Annotated in this window: 20 protein-coding genes; 10 read left to right on the plus strand and 10 right to left on the minus strand. The window is 67.2% G+C overall.

Going from position 1 to position 24,131, the window contains the following annotated elements; genetic code table 11:
* Positions 1-15: 15 nt before the first annotated feature.
* The gene (locus tag ABZT06_RS32045) at positions 16-2,385 is read right to left on the minus strand and encodes a DUF6049 family protein (RefSeq protein WP_355748734.1); all 2,370 of its coding nucleotides are present in this window, start codon (positions 2,383-2,385) and stop codon (positions 16-18) included.
* Positions 2,386-2,639: 254 nt separating this feature from the next.
* Between ABZT06_RS32045 and ABZT06_RS32050 the strand changes: the two genes are divergently transcribed.
* Positions 2,640-4,082, plus strand: a complete 1,443-nt coding sequence (locus ABZT06_RS32050; RefSeq protein ID WP_355748737.1) for a CCA tRNA nucleotidyltransferase — start codon at positions 2,640-2,642, stop codon at positions 4,080-4,082.
* 83 nt (positions 4,083-4,165) lie between these two features.
* On the opposite strand, the gene ABZT06_RS32055 is transcribed toward ABZT06_RS32050, so the two are convergent.
* From ABZT06_RS32055 to ABZT06_RS32065, 3 genes are all read right to left on the minus strand, one after another.
* Entirely contained in the window at positions 4,166-5,440 is a 1,275-nt protein-coding gene (locus ABZT06_RS32055) for an MFS transporter (RefSeq protein ID WP_355748740.1), read from the minus strand.
* Positions 5,441-5,528: 88 nt separating this feature from the next.
* Positions 5,529-6,611 carry an inositol-3-phosphate synthase gene (locus tag ABZT06_RS32060; RefSeq protein WP_355748743.1) on the minus strand — a complete coding sequence of 361 codons (1,083 nt, stop codon included), beginning with the start codon at positions 6,609-6,611 and terminating at the stop codon, positions 5,529-5,531.
* A gap of 44 nt (positions 6,612-6,655) precedes the next feature.
* Positions 6,656-7,336 (minus strand): PadR family transcriptional regulator, encoded by a 681-nt coding sequence (locus ABZT06_RS32065; RefSeq protein ID WP_355748745.1) that lies wholly within the window; start codon positions 7,334-7,336, stop codon positions 6,656-6,658.
* A 351-nt stretch (positions 7,337-7,687) separates the two neighbouring features.
* On the opposite strand from ABZT06_RS32065, the gene ABZT06_RS32070 reads away from it, so the two are divergent.
* Both ABZT06_RS32070 and ABZT06_RS32075 read left to right on the plus strand, forming a co-directional pair.
* Positions 7,688-10,378 (plus strand): transglycosylase domain-containing protein, encoded by a 2,691-nt coding sequence (locus ABZT06_RS32070; protein WP_355748749.1) that lies wholly within the window; start codon positions 7,688-7,690, stop codon positions 10,376-10,378.
* Between the two features lie 108 nt (positions 10,379-10,486).
* Positions 10,487-11,989 carry a glycosyltransferase 87 family protein gene (locus ABZT06_RS32075; RefSeq protein WP_355748752.1) on the plus strand — a complete coding sequence of 501 codons (1,503 nt, stop codon included), beginning with the start codon at positions 10,487-10,489 and terminating at the stop codon, positions 11,987-11,989.
* 105 nt (positions 11,990-12,094) lie between these two features.
* Here the strand turns inward: ABZT06_RS32075 and ABZT06_RS32080 are convergent, their stop codons facing one another.
* From ABZT06_RS32080 to ABZT06_RS32090, 3 genes are all read right to left on the minus strand, one after another.
* Positions 12,095-13,126, minus strand: a complete 1,032-nt coding sequence (locus tag ABZT06_RS32080; protein ID WP_355748755.1) for an alanine racemase — start codon at positions 13,124-13,126, stop codon at positions 12,095-12,097.
* 74 nt (positions 13,127-13,200) lie between these two features.
* Positions 13,201-14,319: a peptidoglycan bridge formation glycyltransferase FemA/FemB family protein gene (locus ABZT06_RS32085; protein WP_355748758.1), complete on the minus strand. Its 1,119-nt coding sequence runs from the start codon at positions 14,317-14,319 to the stop codon at positions 13,201-13,203.
* Positions 14,320-14,498: 179 nt separating this feature from the next.
* The gene (locus tag ABZT06_RS32090) at positions 14,499-14,813 is read right to left on the minus strand and encodes a hypothetical protein (protein WP_355748760.1); all 315 of its coding nucleotides are present in this window, start codon (positions 14,811-14,813) and stop codon (positions 14,499-14,501) included.
* A gap of 263 nt (positions 14,814-15,076) precedes the next feature.
* Here ABZT06_RS32090 and rpsF point away from each other — a divergent pair, with 263 nt between their 5' ends.
* From rpsF to rplI, 4 genes are all read left to right on the plus strand, one after another.
* On the plus strand, positions 15,077-15,367 hold the full coding sequence (rpsF, locus tag ABZT06_RS32095) for a 30S ribosomal protein S6 (protein ID WP_007383258.1): 291 nt from the start codon (positions 15,077-15,079) through the stop codon (positions 15,365-15,367).
* Positions 15,368-15,445: 78 nt separating this feature from the next.
* Positions 15,446-16,057, plus strand: coding sequence for a single-stranded DNA-binding protein (locus ABZT06_RS32100; RefSeq protein ID WP_355748765.1), 612 nt, complete (start codon positions 15,446-15,448; stop codon positions 16,055-16,057).
* 57 nt (positions 16,058-16,114) lie between these two features.
* Positions 16,115-16,351: a 30S ribosomal protein S18 gene (gene rpsR / locus ABZT06_RS32105; RefSeq protein ID WP_003949403.1), complete on the plus strand. Its 237-nt coding sequence runs from the start codon at positions 16,115-16,117 to the stop codon at positions 16,349-16,351.
* 18 nt (positions 16,352-16,369) lie between these two features.
* A complete protein-coding gene (gene rplI, locus ABZT06_RS32110; protein ID WP_355748768.1) occupies positions 16,370-16,816 on the plus strand; it encodes a 50S ribosomal protein L9 in 447 nt (148 codons plus the stop codon).
* 138 nt (positions 16,817-16,954) lie between these two features.
* On the opposite strand, the gene ABZT06_RS32115 is transcribed toward rplI, so the two are convergent.
* Positions 16,955-18,292: an MATE family efflux transporter gene (locus ABZT06_RS32115; RefSeq protein WP_355748771.1), complete on the minus strand. Its 1,338-nt coding sequence runs from the start codon at positions 18,290-18,292 to the stop codon at positions 16,955-16,957.
* Positions 18,293-18,751: 459 nt separating this feature from the next.
* On the opposite strand from ABZT06_RS32115, the gene dnaB reads away from it, so the two are divergent.
* Complete coding sequence (gene dnaB, locus ABZT06_RS32120) at positions 18,752-20,230, plus strand: replicative DNA helicase (protein ID WP_355748774.1); 1,479 nt, start codon at positions 18,752-18,754, stop codon at positions 20,228-20,230.
* A 280-nt stretch (positions 20,231-20,510) separates the two neighbouring features.
* Positions 20,511-21,896: a serine hydrolase domain-containing protein gene (locus ABZT06_RS32125; protein WP_355748777.1), complete on the plus strand. Its 1,386-nt coding sequence runs from the start codon at positions 20,511-20,513 to the stop codon at positions 21,894-21,896.
* An 88-nt stretch (positions 21,897-21,984) separates the two neighbouring features.
* Here ABZT06_RS32125 and ABZT06_RS32130 read toward each other — a convergent pair whose 3' ends face one another.
* Both ABZT06_RS32130 and ABZT06_RS32135 read right to left on the minus strand, forming a co-directional pair.
* Positions 21,985-22,437, minus strand: a complete 453-nt coding sequence (locus tag ABZT06_RS32130; protein ID WP_355748780.1) for a GNAT family N-acetyltransferase — start codon at positions 22,435-22,437, stop codon at positions 21,985-21,987.
* Positions 22,424-22,780, minus strand: coding sequence for a hypothetical protein (locus ABZT06_RS32135; RefSeq protein ID WP_355748783.1), 357 nt, complete (start codon positions 22,778-22,780; stop codon positions 22,424-22,426). Before ABZT06_RS32135 ends, ABZT06_RS32130 begins: the two co-directional genes overlap by 14 nt.
* A gap of 100 nt (positions 22,781-22,880) precedes the next feature.
* On the opposite strand from ABZT06_RS32135, the gene ABZT06_RS32140 reads away from it, so the two are divergent.
* Positions 22,881-24,089 (plus strand): MFS transporter, encoded by a 1,209-nt coding sequence (locus tag ABZT06_RS32140; protein WP_355748787.1) that lies wholly within the window; start codon positions 22,881-22,883, stop codon positions 24,087-24,089.
* Positions 24,090-24,131 lie beyond the last annotated feature (42 nt).

Consider the following 24,131-nt stretch of genomic DNA (forward strand, 5'->3'; position numbering starts at 1 on the left):
CCGGCCACGACATCCTCAACGGTCCACTCTCTCACCCGTGCCGGACGGGTCGGCGCTTTCCGCTGCGGTGTCCGCCGTCAGGTCACTCGGCTGCTCCGGGTCGTCCGCTCCGGGCCCGGTGCCGGTCTCCTCCTTGAGACGGTCGTCGGGGCCTTCCGGGTTCTTCGGTCCGTCCACGGCTTCGTCCGCCTCGTCGTCGGGGCCGTTCTGCTCGGCCTCACGGGCGGCGGCGCGCTTGCGCTGGGTGTACATCCGGAATCCTGCCAGCACCAGCAGCAGGACACCGCCACCGATGACCAGCATCACAGTGGCCGTGAACTCGGTGACCTTGACGTCGAACCTGACGGCCTCGCCGTACGGCTGGCCGTCCTCGGTGTACAGCTGGGCGATCACCGAGGCCTTGCCGTTGGCGTTGGCCGTCGTGGTGAACTTCACCGTCTGGCTGTGGCCGCCGGAGACCTCGACCGCCTGCTCGTCGTAGGAGGAGCCACCGATCTCGAGCCGGTTCGGGCTGAGGGAGGTCAGTCGGAGCCTCAGGTGCTCCACTCCCTGCACCAGGTTGTTCTGGACCGTCACGGGGATCGTGGCACTGCGGCCGGAGAGCTTGGTCTCCGATTTGTCGATCAGGCTGACCTGGGAGGTCAGTTCGTCGAGGTACGCCTCGACGTCGCTGCGGAAGCCGCTCGCCTCGGTGGCGCGGCCCCGCCACGACGTGGACATCTCGCGGTTCATGGCCCGTCCGAAGGGGGTCACGACGCGGGACTGGTCGGAGAGGATCACCTTGAAGTTGTCGAGCTTGTTCCGCGTGCTCGCGGTCTGCTGGAAGGCCCACTTGGGCAGCTCCTGCTTGCGCAGCGAGGAGGGGTAGGCCGACGCGGAGGGCACCTTGGTGGTGGCCCCGGGATCGGGCTTGGCCGCGGCCGCCGCCGTGAGCTTCTGGGTCTGTGACCAGTTTCCGCCCTGCAACGCGGTGATCGCTTCGGCCATGGCATCGGCCTGGCTCGCCGTGGGCATCCGCTGCGGGGCGACGACGATGCTGCGCTGCTTGTCCGTCTGGAGGCCGAGAGCGAGGCTCTGAGCGAGGAACCGCTGGACGGCGAGCGTGGCGGAGGATGCCTTCGTCAGATCTCCCTGGAAGGCCGTGGACAGTCGCGCGTCCGCGACGACCGCCGTGGTGCCACCGCCGATGGGACGGGCCGCGGAGGGCGTGTACGACAGTCCAGCGGTCTCCTGGAGGCTGTCGCTGCGGGCGATCACCTTGTCGGCGCCGGCAGAAGTGGCGACCTTCACGATCGACGGGTCCACCGCGCCGTTCACCGGCCAGGCGAAGTCGGTGCTCGCCGTCACGTGGAGCACGGTCCTCACCGTGGTGGCCGCGACGTCGGTCGCCTCGTCGAGGTGGCTCAGCGAGCCGGTGACGCTCGTGCCGTTGTGCGCCAGCGAAGCGAGGTCGGGGTCGGCGAAGGGAAGCGCGACGACCTCCTTGTCCTCCACCGCCTTCTGCAGCCTGGCCAGCCACTGCTTGGCGAGTGCCTGGTGGGTGCCCGGGGTGGTGGTGTCGCCCGCACCCTGGATCCGGTAGCTGCGGGTCATCGCGTCGACGGATGCCAGCAGGTCCGGGTCGATCACCCACGTGACGTCCAGGTTCTCGCCCAGCGAGAGCATCTGGTCCAGTCGGCCGCCCGCCGAGATCTCCTCGGCGAGGTCGTCGTTGAGGAAGACCGGCGTCTGCTGTGCGTTGGAGCCCGTCTCCGCCGTCATGTGCACGGTGGAGATCAGCGGCCACAGGAAGGTCGTCTTCGTCTTCGGGTCCGCCTCGTCGGACTGCCAGGGCAGGAAGGTCCGCTGGATGCCGAGCGGCTGGTCCCACGGCTGCGCGGAGGTCTTGCCCGAGAGGGAGACGGCGAACTGGTAGACGCCGGGGTCACCGAGGTCCAGCTCGTCCACCGGTACGGAGATGGAGAAGGGCTGTGCCACGCCGGGGGTCAGCCTCGCGAACTTCGCCACGTACTTGCCGCCGACCTCGGACCCCGTGGAGCCCTGGAGGGAGTCCTGGTCGTCGGTGACGGTGTCGATCGACGAGCGGGTGTTGAGCTCCGGGCCCACCTGCAGGCCGACATGAGCGGCTGTGACCGCCTGCTTGCCGTTGTTGGTCACTGTCCCCGACACGGTGAGCGCGTCACCGTCGGTAGGTGCGGTGGGGCTGACTGTGTCGATCGCGACGGACACCGATCCGGAGTTGTCGGCGGCCTGGGCGGAGGGTGTGGCGGGCAGCTGGCACAGACCGGCCAGCAGAGGGGCCGCTGCGAGCAGGGCCCCTGTACGCCGCAGCCAGCGGCGGGCAGGTGAGGGACTCGTCCCCTGGAAGTCTGCCGCCTCGGCCACGCGCTCGCCCGTCCCTCGTCGTCAGTGGTCGTCGGAATGTGCGTCCACGCATGGTAACGATGCGCGCTGAGGGGAAGTGCCGCGGACTGCTCCACAAGATCGGAGGACACCGCCGCACTGTCCCGAATGTGTACGTATAAAGGGGAGCACGCCCGTGAGTCTCCGGAGCAGACCTTGTGCAGGTCTACGTGGCGAGTCTGTGCACGTTTAATGGAGGCGCCCGGGGACGTCCGGGCCACGTACCCTCTTCTGTTGTGCCGAACGCCAAGGAAGACAAGCTCAGTGCCCCGAATCGGGTGCAGGACCACGCGGTGAACGAACTGCTTCAGGTCGCACCCGTCGCCGACGACCTCGCCCGTCGCTTCCAGGAGGCCGGGTTCTCACTCGCCCTGGTCGGTGGTTCGGTCCGGGACGCACTGCTCGGCCGGCTCGGCAATGACCTGGACTTCACGACCGAGGCTCGCCCCCAGGACGTTCTGAAGATCGTTCGGCCGTGGGCGGACGCCGTATGGGAGGTCGGGATCGCCTTCGGCACCGTGGGAGCGCAGAAGGACGGCTACCAGATCGAGGTGACCACCTACCGGTCCGAGGCGTACGACCGCACCTCGCGCAAGCCTGAGGTGTCGTACGGCGACTCCATCGAGGAGGACCTCGTCCGGCGTGACTTCACGGTGAACGCGATGGCCGTCGCGCTCCCGCAGAAGACGTTCATCGACCCCCACGGTGGCCTCGACGACCTCGCGGCGCGTGTGCTCCGGACCCCCGGTACACCGGAGGCGTCCTTCTCGGACGACCCGCTTCGGATGATGCGGGCGGCGCGCTTCGCGGCGCAGCTCGACTTCGAGGTGGCGCCCGAGGTGGTCACCGCGATGACGGAGATGTCCGGGCGGCTGGAGATCGTCTCCGCCGAACGGGTCAGGGACGAGTTGAACAAGCTCATCCTGTCCGCCCATCCGCGCAAGGGGCTGACGCTGCTGGTCGACACCGGCCTGGCCGAGCATGTGCTGCCGGAGCTTCCGGCCCTGCGGCTGGAGAGCGATGAGCACCACCGGCACAAGGATGTCTACGAGCACACGCTGATCGTCCTGGAACAGGCCATGGCGTTGGAGAAGGAAGGGCCCGACCTGACCCTTCGCCTGTCCGCGCTGCTCCACGACATCGGCAAGCCGCGCACCCGCCGCTTCGAGAAGGACGGCCGGGTCTCGTTCCATCACCATGAAGTGGTCGGAGCGAAGATGACCAAGAAGCGGATGACGGCACTCAAGTACTCCAACGAGCTGGTGAAGGACGTCTCGCGGCTCGTCGAACTCCATCTGCGGTTCCACGGATACGGCACAGGAGAGTGGACGGACTCGGCGGTCCGGCGCTATGTACGGGACGCGGGCCCGCTGCTCGACCGGCTCCACAAGCTGACCCGCTCGGACTGCACGACCAGGAACAAGCGTAAGGCGGCCGCGCTGTCGCGTGCCTACGACGGCCTGGAGGAGCGGATCTCGCAGCTTCAGGAGCAGGAGGAGCTGGATTCGATCAGGCCCGACCTCGACGGCAACCAGATCATGGAGATCCTCGGCGTGGCACCTGGCCCTGCGGTAGGCAACGCCTACAAACACATGTTGGAACTTCGTCTGGAGAACGGGCCGATGGAGCACGACGAAGCGGTGGCCGCGCTCAAGGAGTGGTGGGCCGCGCAGGGCTGAGGCCGTGAAACGGGGTCATGTTTCACGTGAAACATGACCCTGAACGCATCGAGGGGCGGTGTTTCACGTGAAACATCGCCTCTTCATCGTTCCGTCGCAAGTTGCCGTTGCTTCGTCATCGCTACGGCGATCGCTCCGTAGAAGACGGCGACAATGATCACCAGGGTCGCCGAGCGGCCGTCCGGCGGCAGCATCAGGGCGGCCACGGCGGCGGCGCTCACGAAGGCTATGTTGAACAGGACGTCGTAGACGGAGAAGATCCGGCCCCGGAATCCGTCGTCGACGGAGGACTGCACGATCGTGTCCGTGGCGATCTTCGCGCCCTGGGTGATCATGCCCAGCACGAACGCCGCGATGAGCATGGGGGCGGTGGTGAAGGGGAGCCCGAGGGTGGGCTCCAGCACCGCGGCGGTGGCCGCACACCCAGCGATCCAGCGTTCCGGCCCGAGCTTCCCTGCGGTCCAGGGGGTAATGACCGCGGCGACGAAGAAGCCGGCACCGGAGATTCCCAACGCCAGGCCCAGCAGGGCGAGTCCGTCGTCCGGATCGGACGTCAGGGCGTACCGGCAGAGCATCAGCACCATGACGAGCAGAGCGCCGTAACAGAACCGCATGACCGACATCGCGCCGAGCGCGCGGGCGGCCGACCGACGCGTGGGTGCGGCCAGATGACGGACACCGGCGGTCAGGTCACGGGCCGTTCCGGCGAGGGCAGCGCCGAGGCGGGGCTGGACCAACTCGCGGTCGGGTCCCAGTAGTTCCGGTGGGATGCGCAGTGCGGCGAGTGCACCGCACAGGTACAGCCCCGCTCCCAGCAGCACCACGGCCGCGTCGGAGTCGGCGACCAGTAGTCGTAGCAGGAAAGCGAGGCCACCGCCCGCGGTCGCGGCGAGCGTTCCGGCCGTCGGGGAGAGGGAGTTGGCGATCACCAGCCGCTCCTCGTCCACGACGCGGGGCAGAGCGGCGGAGAGGCCGGACAGGACGAAGCGGTTGACGGCGGTGACACACAGGGCGGAGACGTAGAAGAGCCAGTCCGGAACGTGGCCGATCATCAGAACGGCCGTCGCCGATGCCAGCAGGGCGCGCACGAGATTGCCGTAGAGGAAGACCTGGCGGCGGCGCCAGCGGTCCAGGAGGACGCCGGCGAATGGGCCGACCAAGGAGTAAGGAAGCAGCAGGACCGCCATCGCGGAGGCGATCGCGGTGGCAGACGTCTGCTTCTCCGGGGAGAACACGACGTAGGCGGCGAGCGCGATCTGGTAGACGCCGTCCGCGCCCTGGGAGAGCAGGCGCACGGTGAGCAGACGTCGGAAATCCCGGAAACGGAGAAGGGCACACAGATCGCGGACGACGGGCATGGGGCACAGCCTCACATACGGCGAGGTCCCCGGGCCGATAGAACCCGGGGACCCTCTGTAGCCCTGGCAGGAGCGTTTTGAGTGAGCCTTAGCGCTCGACTTCACCCTTGATGAACTTCTCGACGTTCTCGCGGGCCTCGTCGTCGAAGTACTGAACCGGCGGAGACTTCATGAAGTAGCTGGAGGCCGAGAGGATCGGGCCGCCGATACCGCGGTCCTTGGCGATCTTCGCGGCGCGCACGGCGTCGATGATGACACCCGCGGAGTTCGGGGAGTCCCAGACCTCCAGCTTGTACTCCAGGCTCAGCGGCACGTCGCCGAAGGCGCGACCCTCAAGGCGGACGTAGGCCCACTTGCGGTCGTCGAGCCACTGCACGTAGTCCGACGGGCCGATGTGGACGTTCTTCGCGCCGAGATCCCGGTCGGGGATCTGAGAGGTCACGGCCTGCGTCTTGGAGATCTTCTTGGACTCGAGGCGCTCGCGCTCGAGCATGTTCTTGAAGTCCATGTTGCCGCCGACGTTCAGCTGCATCGTGCGGTCCAGGACGACGCCGCGGTCCTCGAACAGCTTCGCCATGACGCGGTGCGTGATGGTCGCGCCGACCTGGGACTTGATGTCGTCACCGACGATCGGGACGCCCGCCTCGGTGAACTTGTCCGCCCACTCCTTGGTGCCGGCGATGAAGACGGGGAGGGCGTTGACGAAGGCGACCTTGGCGTCGATGGCGCACTGGGCGTAGAACTTCGCCGCGTCTTCGGAACCGACGGGCAGGTAGCAGACGAGGACGTCGACCTGCTTGTCCTTGAGGACCTGGACCACGTCGACCGGAACCTCAGCGGACTCCTCGATGGTCTCGCGGTAGTACTTGCCGAGGCCGTCGAGGGTGTGGCCGCGCTGGACGGTCACCCCGGTGTTCGGCACGTCGCAGATCTTGATGGTGTTGTTCTCGGAGGCGCCGATGGCGTCGGCGAGGTCGAGACCGACCTTCTTCGCGTCGACGTCGAACGCCGCGACGAACTCGACGTCACGAACGTGGTATTCGCCGAACTGGACATGCATCAGCCCGGGGACCTTGGACGCCGGGTCGGCGTCCTTGTAGTACTCGACTCCCTGAACCAGCGACGCGGCGCAGTTGCCCACGCCGACGACGGCTACGCGAACCGAACCCATTCCGGTTGCTCCCTGTGTGTACGAGTGAGGCCCTGGCAGGGACCTCACGTGGCGGTGTCGCCGGGCGTATCCGGTCCGGGGGTGTCCCCGGCCCGGGGCAGGACGCCCGGCGCTCCCTCTGTGGTGTCGCGAGCGGTTTCTCCATGGCCGGGCCCCTTGAGGTCCCGGCCGGCCCGCTCGCTCTCGATGAGCTCGTTCAGCCAGCGCACTTCGCGCTCCACGGACTCCATCCCGTGGCGCTGAAGCTCAAGCGTGTAGTCGTCGAGGCGCTCCCGGGTGCGTGCCAACGAGGCACTCATCTTCTCCAGGCGCTCCTCCAGCCGGCTGCGCCGGCCTTCGAGGACTCGCATGCGGACGTCGCGCGAGGTCTGCCCGAAAAAGGCGAAACGAGCGGCGAAGTGCTCGTCCTCGTACGCGTCGGGACCCGTCTGCGAGAGCAGCTCCTCGAAGTGCTCCTTACCTTCCGCCGTCAACCGGTAGACGATCTTGGCGCGACGCCCTGCGAGTGGTGCGGCGAGGGCGTCTTCGTGGGTGTTCCCCGGCTCCTCGATCAACCAGCCGTTGGTGACCAGCGTCTTGAGGCAGGGGTAGAGCGTGCCGTAGCTGAACGCACGGAACACGCCGAGTGACGTATTGAGGCGTTTGCGCAGCTCATAGCCGTGCATCGGGGACTCACGGAGCAGGCCGAGTACGGCGAATTCGAGGATCCCGGAACGCCGGCTCATCGTCGCCTCCTCGTCATTGTGTCGCTCCGATGTATCGACTCGATACATCAAGACGATAGAACGCTCTTCCGGAAGCGACAAGTGGGGGGACGGTGAACGGGATCACATCAATGATTCATGCGAGCCAAGTTGCCTGATTTGGGGTGAACTTCGGAGCTCGGCGGGTTTTGACGGTGCGTAGTCTGTGCGGCATGCACACCACCGGGGACCGAGTGACGCCTGGGGGGCGTCGCTGCCCCGGTGCGGTACGGATGAATGCGGAACCGACCACATCCGTACTTCGGGGGGACCGGAAACCAGCCGCCGTTTCCAGGCGCGCAAAGGTGCGCCTGCCCGAGGAGTAGTCGTTCGATGAGCGAGCACCGTCGCAAACCGCCGCAGCCGCAGGGAGGCGGACGTGCCGCGGCCCGACGCGGCCAGTCCGGCTCGTCCTCCGGCCGCCGCGCGGCTCCGCGAGGCGCCACCGGGTCTCTTGCCGACTCCTATGGGACGAGCTCCCAGGAGTCGGCTTCCTACGGTCCGGGCGCCGAGGAACATTTGCAGGGCGGCCGCGCCGAAGCCCGCCGTGCGGCCCAGAGAAGCACGGGCGGTGGTCGCCGTAGAGGGGCGGAGCCTGCACCCGGAAGCAGGCGCGGCGCGCCGGCCGGCCGGGGACGCGCGGCTGGCCCCGGGAAGAAGCGGCTGATCGACTATCCCCGCGCGGGCAAGTACGGCGTGGCGCGCTGGGTGCCGTCCTGGAAGCTGGTGACGGGCCTGTTCATCGGCTTCATCGGAAGCCTGGTGGCGGTGGCCGGCGTGGGTTACGCGCTCGTGAGCGTTCCCAACGTCGACGAGACCGCGACGGCGCAGAACAACGTCTACTACTGGTCCGACGACACCGAGATGGTCTCCACCGGCGGGGAGACCAACCGCCAGATCGTCAACCTCGCGCAGATCCCGAAGGCGATGCAGTACGCCGTCGTGTCGCAGGAGAACAAGACCTTCTACACCGACAGCGGCATCGACCCCAAGGGCATCGCCCGCGCCGTGTTCAACATGGCCAGGGGCGGCAACACGCAGGGTGGCTCCACCATCACCCAGCAGTACGTCAAGAACGCGCGCCTGAACGACCAGTCCCAGACCGTCACGCGCAAGTTCAAGGAGATCTTCATCTCCATCAAGGTGGGCGCCACGGTCAACAAGGACACGATCATGGAGGGGTATCTCAACTCCGCGTACTACGGACGCAACGCCTACGGCATTCAGGCGGCCGCGCGCGCGTACTTCAACAAGCAGGCCAAGGATCTGGATCCGGGCGAGTGCGCCTTCCTGGCCGCCATGCTGAAGGGCGCCACGTACTACGACCCGGCGGGCGCGATCTCCATCGACCCGGCGAACGCCACGCCCGACGCTAACAGGAAGCGGGCCCTGCGCCAGATGCAGGACACCCTCGACAAGATGGTCGAGTACGGCCACCTCAGCGCGACCGAGCGGGCCAGGTACAAGACGCTCCCCGCGTGGCAGAACCCCCGGTCCAACACCCAGCTCAAGGGCCAGACCGGCTATCTGGTCGACCTGGCCAAGGCCTACCTGATCAACAACAAGATCATCAGCGCCGACCAGCTCCAGCAAGGCGGCTACTCGATCTACACGACCTTCGACAAGAAGAAGGTCAGCGAGCTCGAGGCAGCGGTCAAGAAGGTCCGCAAGGAGAACATCGATCCCAAGAAGCGCCCGGACAAGGACACCTACGTCCAGTTCGGCGGGGCTTCCGTGGAGCCGGCCACCGGGGCGATCCGGGCCTGCTACGGAGGCGAGGACGCGACCACCCACTTCACCAACAACTGCGACTCGACCGGTGCGCAGGTCGGTTCGACGTTCAAGACGTTCGTGCTCGCCGCGGCGATGAAGTGGGGTGTGCGCGATCCCGATCTCGGTGAGAGCCAGGCGCAGGACGAGCGCACGGTAGTCAACGCAAAGAGCCTGTTCAGCGGCAAGAACGACCTCAAGATCAAAAACTACGACGGTTCGGTCTGGAAGAACGAGGAGGGCAAGGAATGGCTCCAGGAGAACGACGGCAAGCAGTCCTACGGCTCTCCGCCCAAGTACCAGATCGACCTTCGTGAGGCGATGCGGGAGTCCGTGAACTCCGCCTTCGTACAGCTCGGCATGGACGTCGGCCTGGACAAGGTGAAGGAGTCGGCCATGGACGCGGGCCTCAAGAAGGACAGCCTGGCCGGTACCAACTTCCCGTCCTTCTCCATCGGTATCTCCGACCCGAGCGCGATCCGCATGGCGGGCGCGTACGCCACCTTCGCGGCCAGCGGCAAGCAGAACGAGCCGTACTCCGTCGAAAGGGTCACGAGCAAAGACGGTGACGTCTTCACTCACAAGGCGGAGCCCGAGCAGGCTTTCGAGAAGAAGGTCGCCGACAACGTCACCGACGTCCTCAAGACCGTGGTCGAGAAGGGCACGGGTACCAACGCCCAGCTGACCGGCCGTGATGTGGCGGGCAAGACCGGTACCACCGACGGCAACAAGTCCGCCTGGTTCGTCGGGTACACCCCTCAGCTGTCCACGGCGATCACGATGTTCCGGCTGGACGACGACGAGACCAAGAAGAACCGCACGTTCCTCGAGATGTACGGCACGGGTGGCCAGGAGAAGATCCACGGTGCGTCGTTCCCGTCCGAGATCTGGCACGACTACATGGAGCAGGCGCTGAAGGGCCAGGAGGCGATCGACTTCCCGACGCCGGAGCCCATCGGTGAGATCGTCAACGAGGAGCCGAGCCCGACGCCCACTCCGACGTTCAGTGAGACCGAGTCGGCCACTCCGACTCCGACCCCGACGCCCAGCCTTACGTTCCCCTCACCGACGCCCACGGCGTCCGAGAGCTGCCGGTTCGCCTGGCAGTGCAGCGATACGGGCGGCACGGACAACGGTGGCACTGACGGAGGTGTGACCTCGACACCTACGGCCACATCGACGGATGCCAACGGCGGCAACACCAATGGCAACGGCAATGGCAATGGGGGCCTCTTCGGCGGTCCGGGCGGTTAGTCACCACATGCCCCGTCGAGGGTGTTTCACGTGAAACATGGGCCGTCGCACCCACCAGGTGCGGCGGCCCTCGGCGTACTCCTAGCCTCGTACGGCAGGATGGGCGGCATGCCCAGTGCTGAATCGACGCCAGCGAGCGTGCACGACTCGGACCCAGTGCGTCCGACCAAGGACGACGAGGTCTCCAGGAACGGCAGTGAGTTCATCGGTGGCCCTCTCGGACGGCGCGCCCTGCTGGGGACCTCCTGGTGGACTCCCGTCCGGGTCATCGCGCTCGTGGCCATCGGCGTGTTCGCGCTAGGCCTGGTCCAGAAGGCGCCCTGCTACAACGGCGGCTGGTTCTTCGGGGCCAGCACCCAGTACACCCACGCGTGCTACTCGGACATCCCGCACCTGTACCAGGGGCGCGGCTTCGCCGACGGACTCGTCCCGTACTTCGACAAGCTGCCCGGCGACATGCAGTACCTCGAATACCCGGTGCTGACCGGCGTCTTCATGGAGGTCGCCGCCTGGCTCACGCCAGGGAGCGGCAGCATCCAGGACCAGGAACAGTGGTACTGGATGGTCAACGCCGGAATGCTGATGGTCTGCGCGGCCGTCATCGTCGTCTGCGTCAGCCGTACCCACGCCCGTCGCCCCTGGGACGGGCTGCTGGTCGCCCTGGCGCCCGCCTTCGCGTTGACGGCCACCATCAACTGGGACCTGCTGGCGGTCGCTCTGACGGCCTCCGCGATGCTGATGTGGGCGCGGGGCCGCTCGCTCGCCTTCGGTGTCCTCCTGGGGCTCGCCACGGCCGCCAAGCTCTACCCGGTCTTCCTGCTCGGGCCGCTGTTCCTGCTGTGCTGGCGAGCGGGCAAGTGGCGGGACTTCGGCAAGGCCCTGGGCGGCGCGGTCGTCTCCTGGCTCGTGGTGAACCTGCCGGTGATGTACTTCGCCTTCGACGGCTGGTCGAAGTTCTACACGTTCAGCCAGGAGCGGGGCGTGGACTTCGGCTCCTTCTGGCTGATCATGGCCCAGAAGTCGAAAAACCCGCTGAGCACCGAGACCGTCAACACCTTCGCCACGCTGCTGGTGCTGCTGTGTTGCGCGGGCATCGCGGCGCTGGCCCTGACCGCCCCGCGCAGGCCGCGTTTCGCCCAGCTGGCCTTCTTGATCGTCGCCGCGTTCATCCTCACCAACAAGGTCTACTCGCCGCAGTACGTCCTGTGGTTGGTGCCGCTGGCGGTGCTGGCCCGGCCGAAGTGGCGGGACTTCCTCATCTGGCAGGCGTGCGAGGTGACGTACTTCCTGGGGATCTGGCTGTACCTCGCGTACACGACCAGCGGAAACGCTCACAAGGGTCTGCCGGCCGACGGCTACTACTGGGCCATCGGAGTGCATCTGCTGGGCACGGCCTACCTGTGCGCGGTGGTCGTGCGCGACATCCTCATGCCGGAACGGGACGTGGTGCGTCGGACCGGCGACGACGATCCCTCGGGCGGTGTGCTCGACGGAGCCGAGGACGTCTTCGTACTGGGCCCCGCCGCCCACCCGCCGCGGCACGCGGCCCACTTCGACGGACCACAGGTGGAGTGGGGCAGCGATCCGGAGTCCGCTGACCGTTCGCTCTGAGCGAACAACCCCTGTACGGAGTACGCCGGTTGAGCCACACGTGTGAAAGGCCGTACACGGGCATCACCGTGTACGGCCTTTTCTCGCCAGCGGTACTGAAGACGCTCAGCGGTCGACGATCCGGTCGAACTGCGTCGTGGTGTGCCGCAGATGTGCCACCAGTTCCTCGCCGACCTTCGGCTCCGGGGCGTCCGAGGGCACGAAGAGGATGGAGACCTGCATGTGCGGCGGTTCGGCGAACCAGCGCTGCTTGCCGCCCCAGACGAACGGAGAAAGGTTCCGGTTGACCGTGGCCAGGCCGGCGCGGGCGACCCCCTTGGCGCGCGGCATGACGCCGTGCAGGGCCTTCGGGGCCTCCAGACCCACACCGTGCGAGGTACCGCCCGCCACGACGACCAGGAAGCCGTCCGAGGCCGCCTTCTGCTGCCGGTAGCCGAAGCGGTCCCCCTTGGAGACGCGGGTGACGTCCAGGACGGCGCCGCGGTACTCGGTGGAGTCGTGGTCCCCGAGCCACAGCCGGGTCCCGATGCGGGCGCGGAAACGGGTCTGCGGGAACTGCTGCTGCAGCCGGGCGAGGTCCTCGGCCTTGAGGTGGCTGACGAACAGGGTGTGCAGCGGCAGCCGGGCCGCGCGCAGCCGGTCCATCCAGCCGATGACCTCCTCGACGGCGTCCGAGCCGTCGGTGCGGTCCAGCGGCAGGTGGATCGCGAAACCCTCGAGGCGGACGTTCTCTATGGCGGCGTGCAGCTGCGGCAGGTCCTGCTCACTGATGCCGTGCCGCTTCATCGAGGACATCACCTCGATGACCACGCGGGCGCCCACCAGGCCGTAGACCCCGTCGATGGACGACACCGAGCGGATCACCCGGTCGGGCAGGGGCACGGGCTCCTCGCCCCGTCGGTAGGGCGTCAGCACCAGCAGGTCACCGCCGAACCAGTCCTTGATCCGCGCGGCCTCGTAGGTGGTGCCGACGGCGAGGACGTCCGAGCCCAGCCGGGTGGCCTCCTCCGCCAGCCGCTCGTGCCCGAAGCCGTAGCCGTTGCCCTTGCAGACCGGGACGAGCCCCGGGAACTGCTCCTGCACGTGCTTGTGGTGCGCCCGCCAGCGCGCGGTGTCGACGTAGAGCGTGAGCGCCATGGCCGGACCCGGAACCTTTCTAGTCGCTGCGGTGTATGAGAGGTATGCGAGCTATTGAAGCGAAGAGCGCGACGTCAGCGGCGCGACATGTAGATGTCGAGAGCCTTGTGGAGCAGCTTGTTGAGCGGGAAGTCCCACTCGCCGAGGTACTCGGCCGCCTGGCCGCCCGTGCCCACCTTGAACTGGATCAGACCGAAGAGGTGGTCGGTCTCGTCCAGCGAGTCGGAGATGCCCCGCAGGTCGTAGACGGTCGCGCCGAGCGCGTAGGCGTCACGCAGCATCCGCCACTGCATCGCGTTCGAGGGCCGGACCTCACGGCCGATGTTGTCGGAGGCGCCGTAGGAGTACCAGACGTGGCCGCCGACGATCAGCATGGTCGCCGCCGACAGGTTCACGCCCTCGTGCCGGGCGAAGTACAGCCGCATGCGGTTGGGATCCTCGGTGTTGAGGGCCGTCCACATGCGCTGGAAGTACGACACCGGGCGGGGCCGGAAGTGGTCGCGCACCGCCGTGATCTCGTACAGCCGCTGCCATTCCTCGAGGTCCTGGTAACCGCCCTGGACGACCTCGACACCGGCCTTCTCGGCCTTCTTGATGTTGCGGCGCCACAGCTGGTTGAAGTTCTTGTGGACCTCTTCCAGGGAGCGGTTCGCGAGCGGCACCTGGTAGACGTAGCGGGGCTGCACGTCACCGAAGCCGGCTCCCCCGTCCTCGCCCTGCTGCCAGCCCATGCGGCGCAGCTTGTCGGCGACCTCGAAGGCGCGCGGCTCGATGAAGTCGGCCTCGATGTCGCGCAGGCGCTTCACGTCCGGGTTCTGGATGCCGGCCTTGATGGAGGTGGCCTCCCAGCGCCGGATGATCACCGGCGGGCCCATCTTCACGGAGAAGGCGCCCTGGTGCTTGAGGTGCGCGAGCATCGGTTCCAGCCACTCGGTCAGATTCGGCGCGTACCAGTTGATGACCGGGCCCTCGGGCAGATAGGCGAGGTAGCGCTTGATCTTGGGCAGTTGGCGGTAGAGGACGAGACCGGCGCCGACCAGCTCACCGGTCTTATCGAACCAGCCGAGGCTCTCCGAGCGCCATTCCGCCTTGACGTCTGCCCAGGCAGGAACCTGCATGTGGCTCGCCGAGGGCAGGCTCTGGATGTATGCCAGATGCTGCTCGCGACTGATCGTCCTCAGGGTCAGGCTCATTCGGGGCGCTCCTCGGGCTGGTGTGTCCCCATGGGTACAGGGGCTCCGGCTCTCGCGCCGAAGCCTACTGCGCCTTGCGAGCGCCCTGACTGGGCGTACGGAACCTGCGCCCCGGCTCGTGGGCCACCGAGGCGTTCCGCGGTGCTTTGGATGGTGTTGTGGGGACGGTGCCCGTGGCGTCAGCTGATGACTCCGCCGAAGAGGCCACCATGCGCCATGCCCAGGAAGAAGCCGATCGCCGATGCACCGAGACCCAGAATCAGTCCGAAGCGCTCTCGGGTCGTCTCCGAGACCCACTGGCCGTACGCGCCGGTGAGGATGCCCACCAGGCCGGCCCAGGAGCTGAGCAGGTGCAGGTTGTGGAACATCGCCGAGACGAAGGCCGTGATCCCCAGCACCAGGGTCACCGCGAGCAGCGTGTCCTGGAGGGGGTGGGACTTTCCGTCCGTGGCGAAAAGGCCGCCGGCGGTGTTGGGTCGCATTGCCTGTGCCATAGGGCACCTCCTGCGGAAGGCGGCGCATCGTAGCGCCATACTCACCCGATGTGTACAGAGTGACCGTCCTCGGGGCCGGATTTCAACCGGAAGCCGGTGTGCGGGTAGTCTGTACCGTCTGCAAGGTGTCTGCCCATGTCACGACCGGGACTACCGCGAGGAAGCCCCGATTGTCAGTGGCGGCCGATACCGTTGCGTACGCATCACAACCCTCCTGCCACGGAACGACCGTGGCCGTTGAGTCCAAAGGAGGTGGGTTCCACATGCGTCACTACGAGGTGATGGTCATCCTCGACCCCGATCTGGAGGAGCGCGCTGTCGCCCCCCTGATCGAGAACTTCCTCTCCGTCGTCCGTGAGGGCAACGGCAAGGTGGAGAAGGTCGACACCTGGGGCCGTCGTCGGCTCTCGTACGAGATCAAGAAGAAGCCCGAGGGCATCTACTCGGTCATCGACCTGCAGGCCGAGCCTGCGGTCGTCAAGGAGCTCGACCGCCAGCTGAACCTGAACGAGTCGGTCCTCCGGACCAAGGTCCTCCGCCCCGAGACCCACTGAGCTTCCGCTCAGCTGATCCCGGGATTCGAGTAGCAGCAACCAAGCAGCCAGAGCAGCAAACCCGCCGAGAGGTTCCCCATGGCAGGCGAGACCGTCATCACGGTCGTCGGCAATCTTGTCGATGACCCCGAGCTGCGCTTCACCCCTTCCGGTGCGGCGGTCGCGAAGTTCCGTGTCGCGTCCACCCCCCGCACCTTCGACCGTCAGACGAACGAGTGGAAGGACGGCGAGAGCCTGTTCCTGACCTGCTCGGTCTGGCGTCAGGCGGCGGAGAACGTCGCCGAGTCGCTCCAGCGAGGCATGCGCGTCATCGTGCAGGGCCGGCTGAAGCAGCGGTCCTACGAGGACCGTGAGGGCGTCAAGCGCACGGTCTACGAGCTGGACGTCGAGGAAGTCGGCGCCAGCCTGCGCAGTGCCACGGCCAAGGTCACCAAGACCGCCGGCGGTGCCGGACGTGGTGGCCAGGGTGGTTACAGCGGCGGTAGCGGTGGCGGCCAGGGTGGCGGCGGCTGGGGCGGTGGCTCCGGCGGCGGTCAGCAGGGCGGCAGCGCTCCCGCTGACGACCCGTGGGCGACCAGCGCTCCCGCGGGTGGCAACCAGGGCGGCGGCAGTGGCGGCGGCTGGGGTGGAAACTCCGGCGGCGGCGGCGGCGGCGGTGGCGGCGGCTACTCGGACGAACCCCCCTTCTAGGCCTTCGGCCGAGGGGTGGGTCGTACCCACACTTCTTGATCACACAGGAGAAACACCATGGCGAAGCCGCCTGTGCGCAAGCCTAAGAAGAAGGTCTGCGCTTTCTGCAAGGACAAGGTCACGTACGTGGACTACAAGGACACGAACATGCTGCGGAAGTTCATTTCCGACCGCGGCAAGATCCGTGCCCGCCGCGTGACCGGCAACTGCACGCAGCACCAGCGTGACGTCGCCACGGCAGTCAAGAACAGCCGTGAGATGGCGCTGCTGCCCTACACCTCCACCGCGCGATAAGGGAAGGGTGACCGACTAATGAAGATCATCCTCACCCACGAGGTCTCCGGCCTCGGTGCCGCGGGCGACGTCGTCGACGTCAAGGACGGTTACGCTCGCAACTACCTGATCCCGCGGAACTTCGCGATCCGCTGGACCAAGGGTGGCGAGAAGGACGTCGAGCAGATTCGTCGTGCTCGCAAGATCCACGAGATCCAGACCATCGAGCAGGCCAACCAGGTGAAGGCTCAGCTCGAGGGCGTCAAGGTCCGCCTGGCCGTCCGCTCCGGCGACGCCGGTCGTCTCTTCGGTTCCGTCACCCCGGCCGACGTCGCTTCTGCGATCAAGGCTTCCGGTGGCCCCGAGGTCGACAAGCGCCGCATCGAGCTGGGCTCGCCGATCAAGACCCTGGGTGCCCACGAGACGTCCGTGCGTCTGCACCCCGAGGTTTCCGCCAAGGTCAACATCGAGGTCGTCGCGGCCTGACCGCTGCGGCTGTCTCGAGTAGTGGTGAGAGGGGCCGTACCCATCGAGGTACGGCCCCTCTCGCATGCCGCCAACCCTTGTGCAGCGGGCGGTGTTTCACGTGAAACGTGACAGCCCGCGATGTTTCACGTGAAACGGTCAGCGGATCGCTCCGGTGACGATCCAGCGGCCTGAGCGGGTTCGCACCCAGAGCGTCAGCATGCGGATCACCATCATCAGAGTCATTGCTGCCCACAGTGCGGTGAGACCGCCATCCAGTGTGGGCACGAGCAGAGCTATCGGGGCGAAGACGGCCAAGGTGATCACCATGGCCCAGGCGAGATAGGGCCCGTCGCCCGCTCCCATCAGCACGCCATCCAGAACGAATACGACACCGCAGATCGGCTGAGACAGGGCCACGATCACCAGAGCGGGAAGGGCCGTTTCCTTGACCGTGGAATCACTGGTGAACAGGGGAAGGAACAGCGGTCGTGAGAGTACGACCAATACGCCGAGGACGACTCCGACCGCGATGCCCCACTGCACCATCCGACGGCATGCCTGGCGGGCGCCCTCGGTGTCGTCGGCGCCCAGATAGCGCCCGATGATGGCCTGTCCGGCGATGGCGATGGCGTCCAGTGCGAAGGCGAGCAGGCTCCACAGGGACAGGATGATCTGGTGGGCGGCGATGTCGGCGTCCCCCAGGCGAGCTGCGACGGCTGTGGCGATCATCAGGATCGCTCTCAGGGAAAGCGTGCGGACCAGCAGGGGGACACCGGCTTGGGCGGAGGCTCTGATCCCTGCGGCGTCAGGGCGCAAAGAGGCGCCGTACCTGTGGGCCCCGCGGACGACGACCACGAGATAGGCGGCGGCCATACCGAACTGGGCGATCACTGTGCCCCAGGCAGAGCCCGCGATGCCGAGGTCGGCGCCGTAGACGAGGCCTGTGTTGAGAGCGGCGTTGGCTACGAAGCCGGCGACGGCGACGTAGAGCGGAGTCTTGGTGTCCTGCAGCCCGCGGAGGACCCCAGTCGAAGCGAGCACCACCAGCATGGCCGGGATGCCGAGGGCCGAGATGCGCAGATAGGTGGTCGCGTAGGGAGCTGCGGTGTCAGAGGCACCGAAAAGCTCCACGATCGACGGCGCGGTGGGCAGGACGACTGCGATGACAACGGCGCCCAGCAGGAGTGCCAGCCAGATGCCGTCCATGCCCTGGCGGATGGCGGCCTGGATATCGCCGGCTCCTACACGGCGAGCCACAGCGGCCGTGGTGGCGTAGGCGAGGAAGACGAAGACGCTGACGGCCGTCGTGAGAAGGGCCGAGGCGATGCCGAGACCGGCGAGTTGGGCAGTGCCCAGATGGCCGACGATCGCGCTGTCGGCCATGACGAAGAGGGGCTCGGCGACGAGCGCGCCGAAGGCCGGAACGGCGAGTGCGACGATCTCGCGGTCGTGCTGTCGCCGGATGGCTTTGGGGGTCGCGGACGCCTGTGTCATGTGCATCAATCTAATCGTCCACAGGTAAGAGATGCAATGGGCATGAGACCCTTACCCGTGTTCGGAAGGTGTGTGTCACTGTGTACAGTTCGAACTGATCTTGAGCCGACTGGGAAAGTTTTTCTTCTGCACAACCGGTGGACGGCGAAGGCGCAGGTCAGAGTGCATCTCTGAGAACGGGTGGGGGCTTGTTCACAGGGCTGTCCACCGGGTCGTGCACAGGTTTTGCCGAGTTCTCCACAGCATCCGGGCCGTCGTCCACATGGCCTGTGGATAACCAGATTGGCTGACGGTGCCCGCGGGCCTACCGTGGTCCGGCGCCCGCTCCGTGTGTCGGCTGGGAAACCAGCACAAAACCGACGCGCCAGAACCGGAGTTGGGCGTCTCAATTGTCAGTGCCGTGCCGTAGAACTGAGAAGCACGGCGAGGTCCGCTCGGCGGACGGGAGGAGGTGGCTCGGTGAGCATTTCCGAGCCCTTGGACGACCCGTGGGCCGACAGCGGTCCCAGTGATCGTCTGCCTTCCTCGCGTCGCCGCGGCGACGGAGGCCGGGGCCGAGACGAGCAGCACGACCGTGGCCGGGACAGCGACGCGTGGGACGGCGGAGGCACGGCCTTCGAGCGGGTCCCGCCCCAGGACCTGGACGCCGAGCAGTCCGTCCTGGGCGGCATGCTCCTGTCCAAGGACGCCATCGCGGATGTCGTCGAGGTCATCAAGGGCCACGACTTCTACAAGCCCGCCCACGAGACGATCTTCCAGGCGATCCTGGACGTCTACGCCAAGGGTGAGCCGGCCGACCCCATCACCATCGCCGCCGAGCTCACCAAGCGCGGCGAGATCAACAAGGTCGGCGGCGCCTCGTATCTGCACACCCTCGTCCAGACCGTGCCGACGGCAGCGAACGCCGAGTACTACGCGGAGATCGTCCATGAACGGGCGGTGCTGCGGCGCCTGGTGGAGGCGGGGACCCGCATCACTCAGATGGGATACGCGGGCGACGACGACGTCGACGAGATCGTCAACCGCGCCCAGGCCGAGATTTACGCGGTCACCGAGCAGCGCACAAGTGAGGACTATCTGCCGCTCGGCGACATCATGGAGGGCGCGCTCGACGAGATCGAGGCGATCGGCTCGCGCAGCGGTGAGATGACCGGTGTGCCCACCGGCTTCACCGACCTCGACTCGCTCACCAACGGTCTGCACCCGGGCCAGATGATCGTGATCGCGGCCCGCCCCGCCATGGGAAAGTCCACCCTCGCGCTGGACTTCGCTCGCGCGGCCTCTATCAAGCACAACCTGGCCAGCGTCATCTTCTCCCTCGAGATGGGGCGCAACGAGATCGCGATGCGTCTCCTGTCGGCCGAGGCGCGGGTCGCCCTGCATCACATGCGTTCGGGCACCATGACGGACGAGGACTGGACGCGGCTGGCGCGCCGGATGCCCGAGGTGTCCTCCGCACCCCTCTACATCGACGATTCCCCGAACCTGTCGATGATGGAAATCCGTGCGAAGTGCCGGCGGCTGAAGCAGCGCAACGACATCAAGCTCGTGATCATCGACTACCTGCAGCTGATGCAGGCCGGCGGTTCCAAGCGCTCCGAAAGCCGTCAGCAGGAGGTCTCGGACATGTCCCGTAACCTCAAGCTCCTGGCCAAGGAGCTGGAGGTTCCGGTGATCGCGCTCTCGCAGCTCAACCGTGGTCCCGAGCAGCGCACGGACAAGAAGCCCATGGTGTCCGACCTGCGTGAGTCCGGCTCCATCGAGCAGGATGCCGACATGGTGATCCTGCTGCACCGCGAGGACGCCTACGAGAAGGAGTCGCCCCGCGCGGGCGAGGCGGACATCATCGTGGGAAAGCACCGTAACGGCCCGACGGCGACGATCACCGTCGCCTTCCAGGGGCACTACTCGCGCTTCGTGGACATGGCCCAGACCTGATGTGCGTACCGCGTCGCATCGTGCTGGTCACCGAGGTGCCCCGGGCCGGCAGGAGCACCTCTCCTCGTCATGCCGAACGGGCGGCCACTAGCCATCCGGTCCTTTTGGTCCGCGAGCTCTCGCCGGAGGTTCTGGTCCCGTACGACCGGCCGCGCGGGTCCGCCGAATGTTCGACCAGGAATGACACGGCCTTGAAGCGGCAGCCGTCGGTCGGCCGTCCACGTCATCGCCGGGGCTAAAGAAGTCGACGCCCGCGTGCCCAAAGGGATGGACTGGGGGCATGACGACATCTCAGGAAGAGCTGCTTCCCGGCACGCGCCGGGCGCTGCTCCATCGGATCGCCGTGGCTCAGGCGGAGGGGAGGGCACCCTCACTGGTCGCGGCGGTCGTGCGGGACGGACGGACCGTGTGGCACGGTGCGCGCACCTCGGTGGACGGCCACGGCCCGGACCAGAACGTGCAGTACCGCATCGGCTCGATCACGAAGACCTTCACCGCCGTCCTCGTTCTTCGACTGCGTGACGAGGGACTGCTCGACCTCGGCGACCCGCTGGAGAAGCACGTCCCCGGCACGGGAGCGGGGGAGGCCAGCGTCGCCGAACTCCTCGCCCACACCGGCGGTTTGGCGGCCGAGTCTCCCGCGCCCTGGTGGGAGCGCACCTCAGGGTCCTTGCGTCCGGAACTCACCGACGTACTGGGTGAGCAGCCCTTCCTGCATCCGGTAGGACGCCTCTTCCACTATTCGAACCCCGGCTACACCCTGCTGGGAGCACTGGTCGAGAAGCTACGGGGGGCTCCGTGGGAGGAGGTGCTCCGGCGAGAAGTACTCGTACCCCTGGGTCTCGACCGCACGAGTGTCCGTCCGGAAGCGCCTCATGCGGGCGGCTGGGCGGTCCATCCGTGGGCCGATGTGATGTTGCCCGAGCCCTCCGAGCACCTCGGGCGGATGGCTCCCGCCGGGCAACTCTGGTCCACCGCAGCGGACTTGGCCCGCTTCGCGGTCTTCCTGACGAACGGCGACGACCGGGTGCTCGGCGCGCAGACCGTGCGCGAGATGCGCACGCCCGCGGCACCGGCTGGGACGGGGGACCTCGCCGACGGTGCCACGTACGGGCTCGGGTTGCAGATCCAGCACCGCGACGGACGGCTACTCGTGGGCCACTCGGGCTCGCTGCCGGGATTCCTCGCGAATCTGACGATCAGTGAGGCGGACGACGTCGCCGCGGTCGTGCTGGCCAACTGCACCTCCGGCCCGCTGCTGTCCGTCGTAGGGTCCGATCTCGTACGGATCGTCGCCGAGGCCGAGCCCAGGATCCCCGAGCCCTGGCGTCCGATGCACGAAGCCGATTCGCCCGCACTGGAGTTGGCGGGCCAGTGGTACTGGGGAACGAACGGATTCGCCCTACGGCTGACGGCGGACGGACTCGTCTCGCTGGAACCCCTGTCGGGCGCAGGTCGGCGCTCACGATTCCGCGCCAACGGCGACGGCACCTGGACCGGTCTGGAGGGCTACTTCCAAGGCGAGGTCCTGAAGGCCGTACGGCGGCCTGACGAATCGGTGGACCACCTCGACCTCGGATCGTTCGTGTTCACTCGTCAGCCGTACGACGAGGGGTCTTCCGTGCCGGGTGGAGTGGATCCGCAGGGGTGGCGAGGCATCGGCTAGGCGCTCGTGCCTGATCGACTCAGCGGCGCCCTGTTTCACGTGAAACAGGGCGCCAGGCTGTGCAGCGAGCGAACGGCCACGGGGAGGATCACAGGGCCAGCTTGAAGCCCACGTGCGAAGCCGTGAAACCGAGCCGCTCGTAGAAGCGGTGGGCGTCCACGCGCGTGTTGTCGGACGTCAGCTGAACCAACTGGCAGTTCTGACGGCGTGATTCCTCGATCGCCCACTCGATGAGCCGGGACCCGAGTCCACCGCCCCGCTCGTCGGCGTGGATACGTACCCCTTCGATGATGGATCTGGTGGCACCGCGCCGGGACAGTCCCGGAATGAGGGTGAGCTGAAGCGTGCCGACTACGCGATCATCCCGCGTGGCGACGACCAGATACTGGTTCGGGTCGGCGGAGAGTCGCTCCAGCGCTGCCAGATAGGGATCCAGGTCGTCCGGGGACTCGCGCTGGGCGCCCAAGGGGTCGTCGGCAAGCATGCCGACGATCGCAGCGACGTCGTCCGCCGTGGCGGGCCGAATTTCAAGATCTCCCATGTGCGCACCCTATGCGGGGTGCCCGTGTGCGGGCCCCGTAGGTGGGCGGAGAGCTTCCCATGCCCTTATGGGTGGCGGCTTGGTCGAGGGCTTCTCGCAGGGCCTTCTCGTTGGTGGGGCGGGCTTGTTCGAGGAGGGTGCGACCGACGTCGGTGACGTCGCTGAGGACGACGGCGTCGGCGACCTGCAGGTGTCCGCCCTCGCCGTCGTGCTGGCGGCCCAGGACGTCAAGCAGGGAGTACTCGCGCACGCTGAGGTCGTGTGCGCTCTCCAGGGTCTTCTCGCGGGGTCTGTGGCGGTCATGGGGCCTGCTTTCCTCCGCCTCGAATCCTCGTCGCGGCATGAGCGAATCAGTACTACCTTCGCTTGCATATATAGAGCGTCTGCAATTATTGTGAGCGTGCGCAACATGCTCCTGCAATCGTCTGGGAAGGTCACCCTCCATGCCGCTCGCGCTTCTGGCCCTCGCGATCGGGGCCTTCGGAATCGGAACGACCGAGTTCGTGATCATGGGTCTGCTGCCCGAGGTCGCGGACGACTTCGGGGTATCCATCCCCACCGCGGGCTTCCTGGTCACCGGCTACGCGCTCGGCGTCATGTTCGGCGCCCCCCTGATGACCGCCCTCGGCACCAAGATCCCGCGCAAGCGGATGCTCATGCTGCTGATGGGGCTGTTCATCCTCGGCAACCTGCTTTCCGCCCTCGCCCCGTCCTTCACCGTCATGCTGATCGGCCGCGTGATCGCCTCCCTGGCCCATGGAGCCTTCTTCGGCATCGGCTCGGTTGTCGCCGCGGACCTGGTGGCCCCCGACAAGAAGGCCGGAGCCATCGCGATGATGTTCACCGGCCTGACAGTCGCCAATGTCGTCGGCGTCCCGCTCGGCACGCTGATCGGCCAGAGCGCCGACTGGCGTCTCACCTTCACGATCGTCGCGGCCCTCGGTGTCGTCGGCCTGGCCGGTATCGCCAAGCTCGTCCCCGAGATGCCCCGGCCGGAGGGCGTGCGCCTTCGTCACGAACTGGCCGCCTTCAAGAACGCCCAGGTACTGCTCGCCATGGCGATGACCGTCCTCGGCTTCGGCGGTGTCTTCGCCGCCATCACCTACATCGCGCCGATGATGACCCACGTGGCGGACTTCGCCGACGGCTCTGTGACCTGGCTGCTGGTCCTCTTCGGCCTCGGCATGGTCGGCGGCAACCTGGTCGGCGGCAGGTACGCCGACCGGGCCCTGATGCCCATGCTGTACGTGTCCCTGGGTGCCCTGGCCGTCGTACTCGCGCTCTTCACACTCACCGCGCACCACAAGGTCCTGGCCGGCGTCACGATCGCTCTCATCGGCGCGCTGGGCTTCGCCGCTGTGCCACCGCTCCAGAAGAGGGTGCTCGACCAGGCGCACGAGGCCCCCACGCTCGCCTCGGCCGTCAACATCGGTGCCTTCAACCTCGGCAACGCCCTCTCCGCCTGGCTCGGCGGCCTGGTCATCTCGGCCGGCTTCGGCTACACCGCCCCCAACTGGGTGGGCGCAGCCCTGGCCATGGGTGCTCTCCTTCTCGCGTTCCTCTCCGCCGCGCTGGAACGCAGGGACGGCGCTCCCAGCTCCGTGGTCGCAGGGGCGACCCACGCAGAACAGCCGACCGCGGTGCACCACTGAACCCGAGTGGCGCGCAGTTGGACATGACGACGGCGCCGGTTC

The sequence above is a fragment of the Streptomyces sp. NPDC005483 genome, assembly GCF_040606035.1.
In the GTDB taxonomy this organism is placed as follows: Bacteria; Actinomycetota; Actinomycetes; order Streptomycetales; family Streptomycetaceae; genus Streptomyces.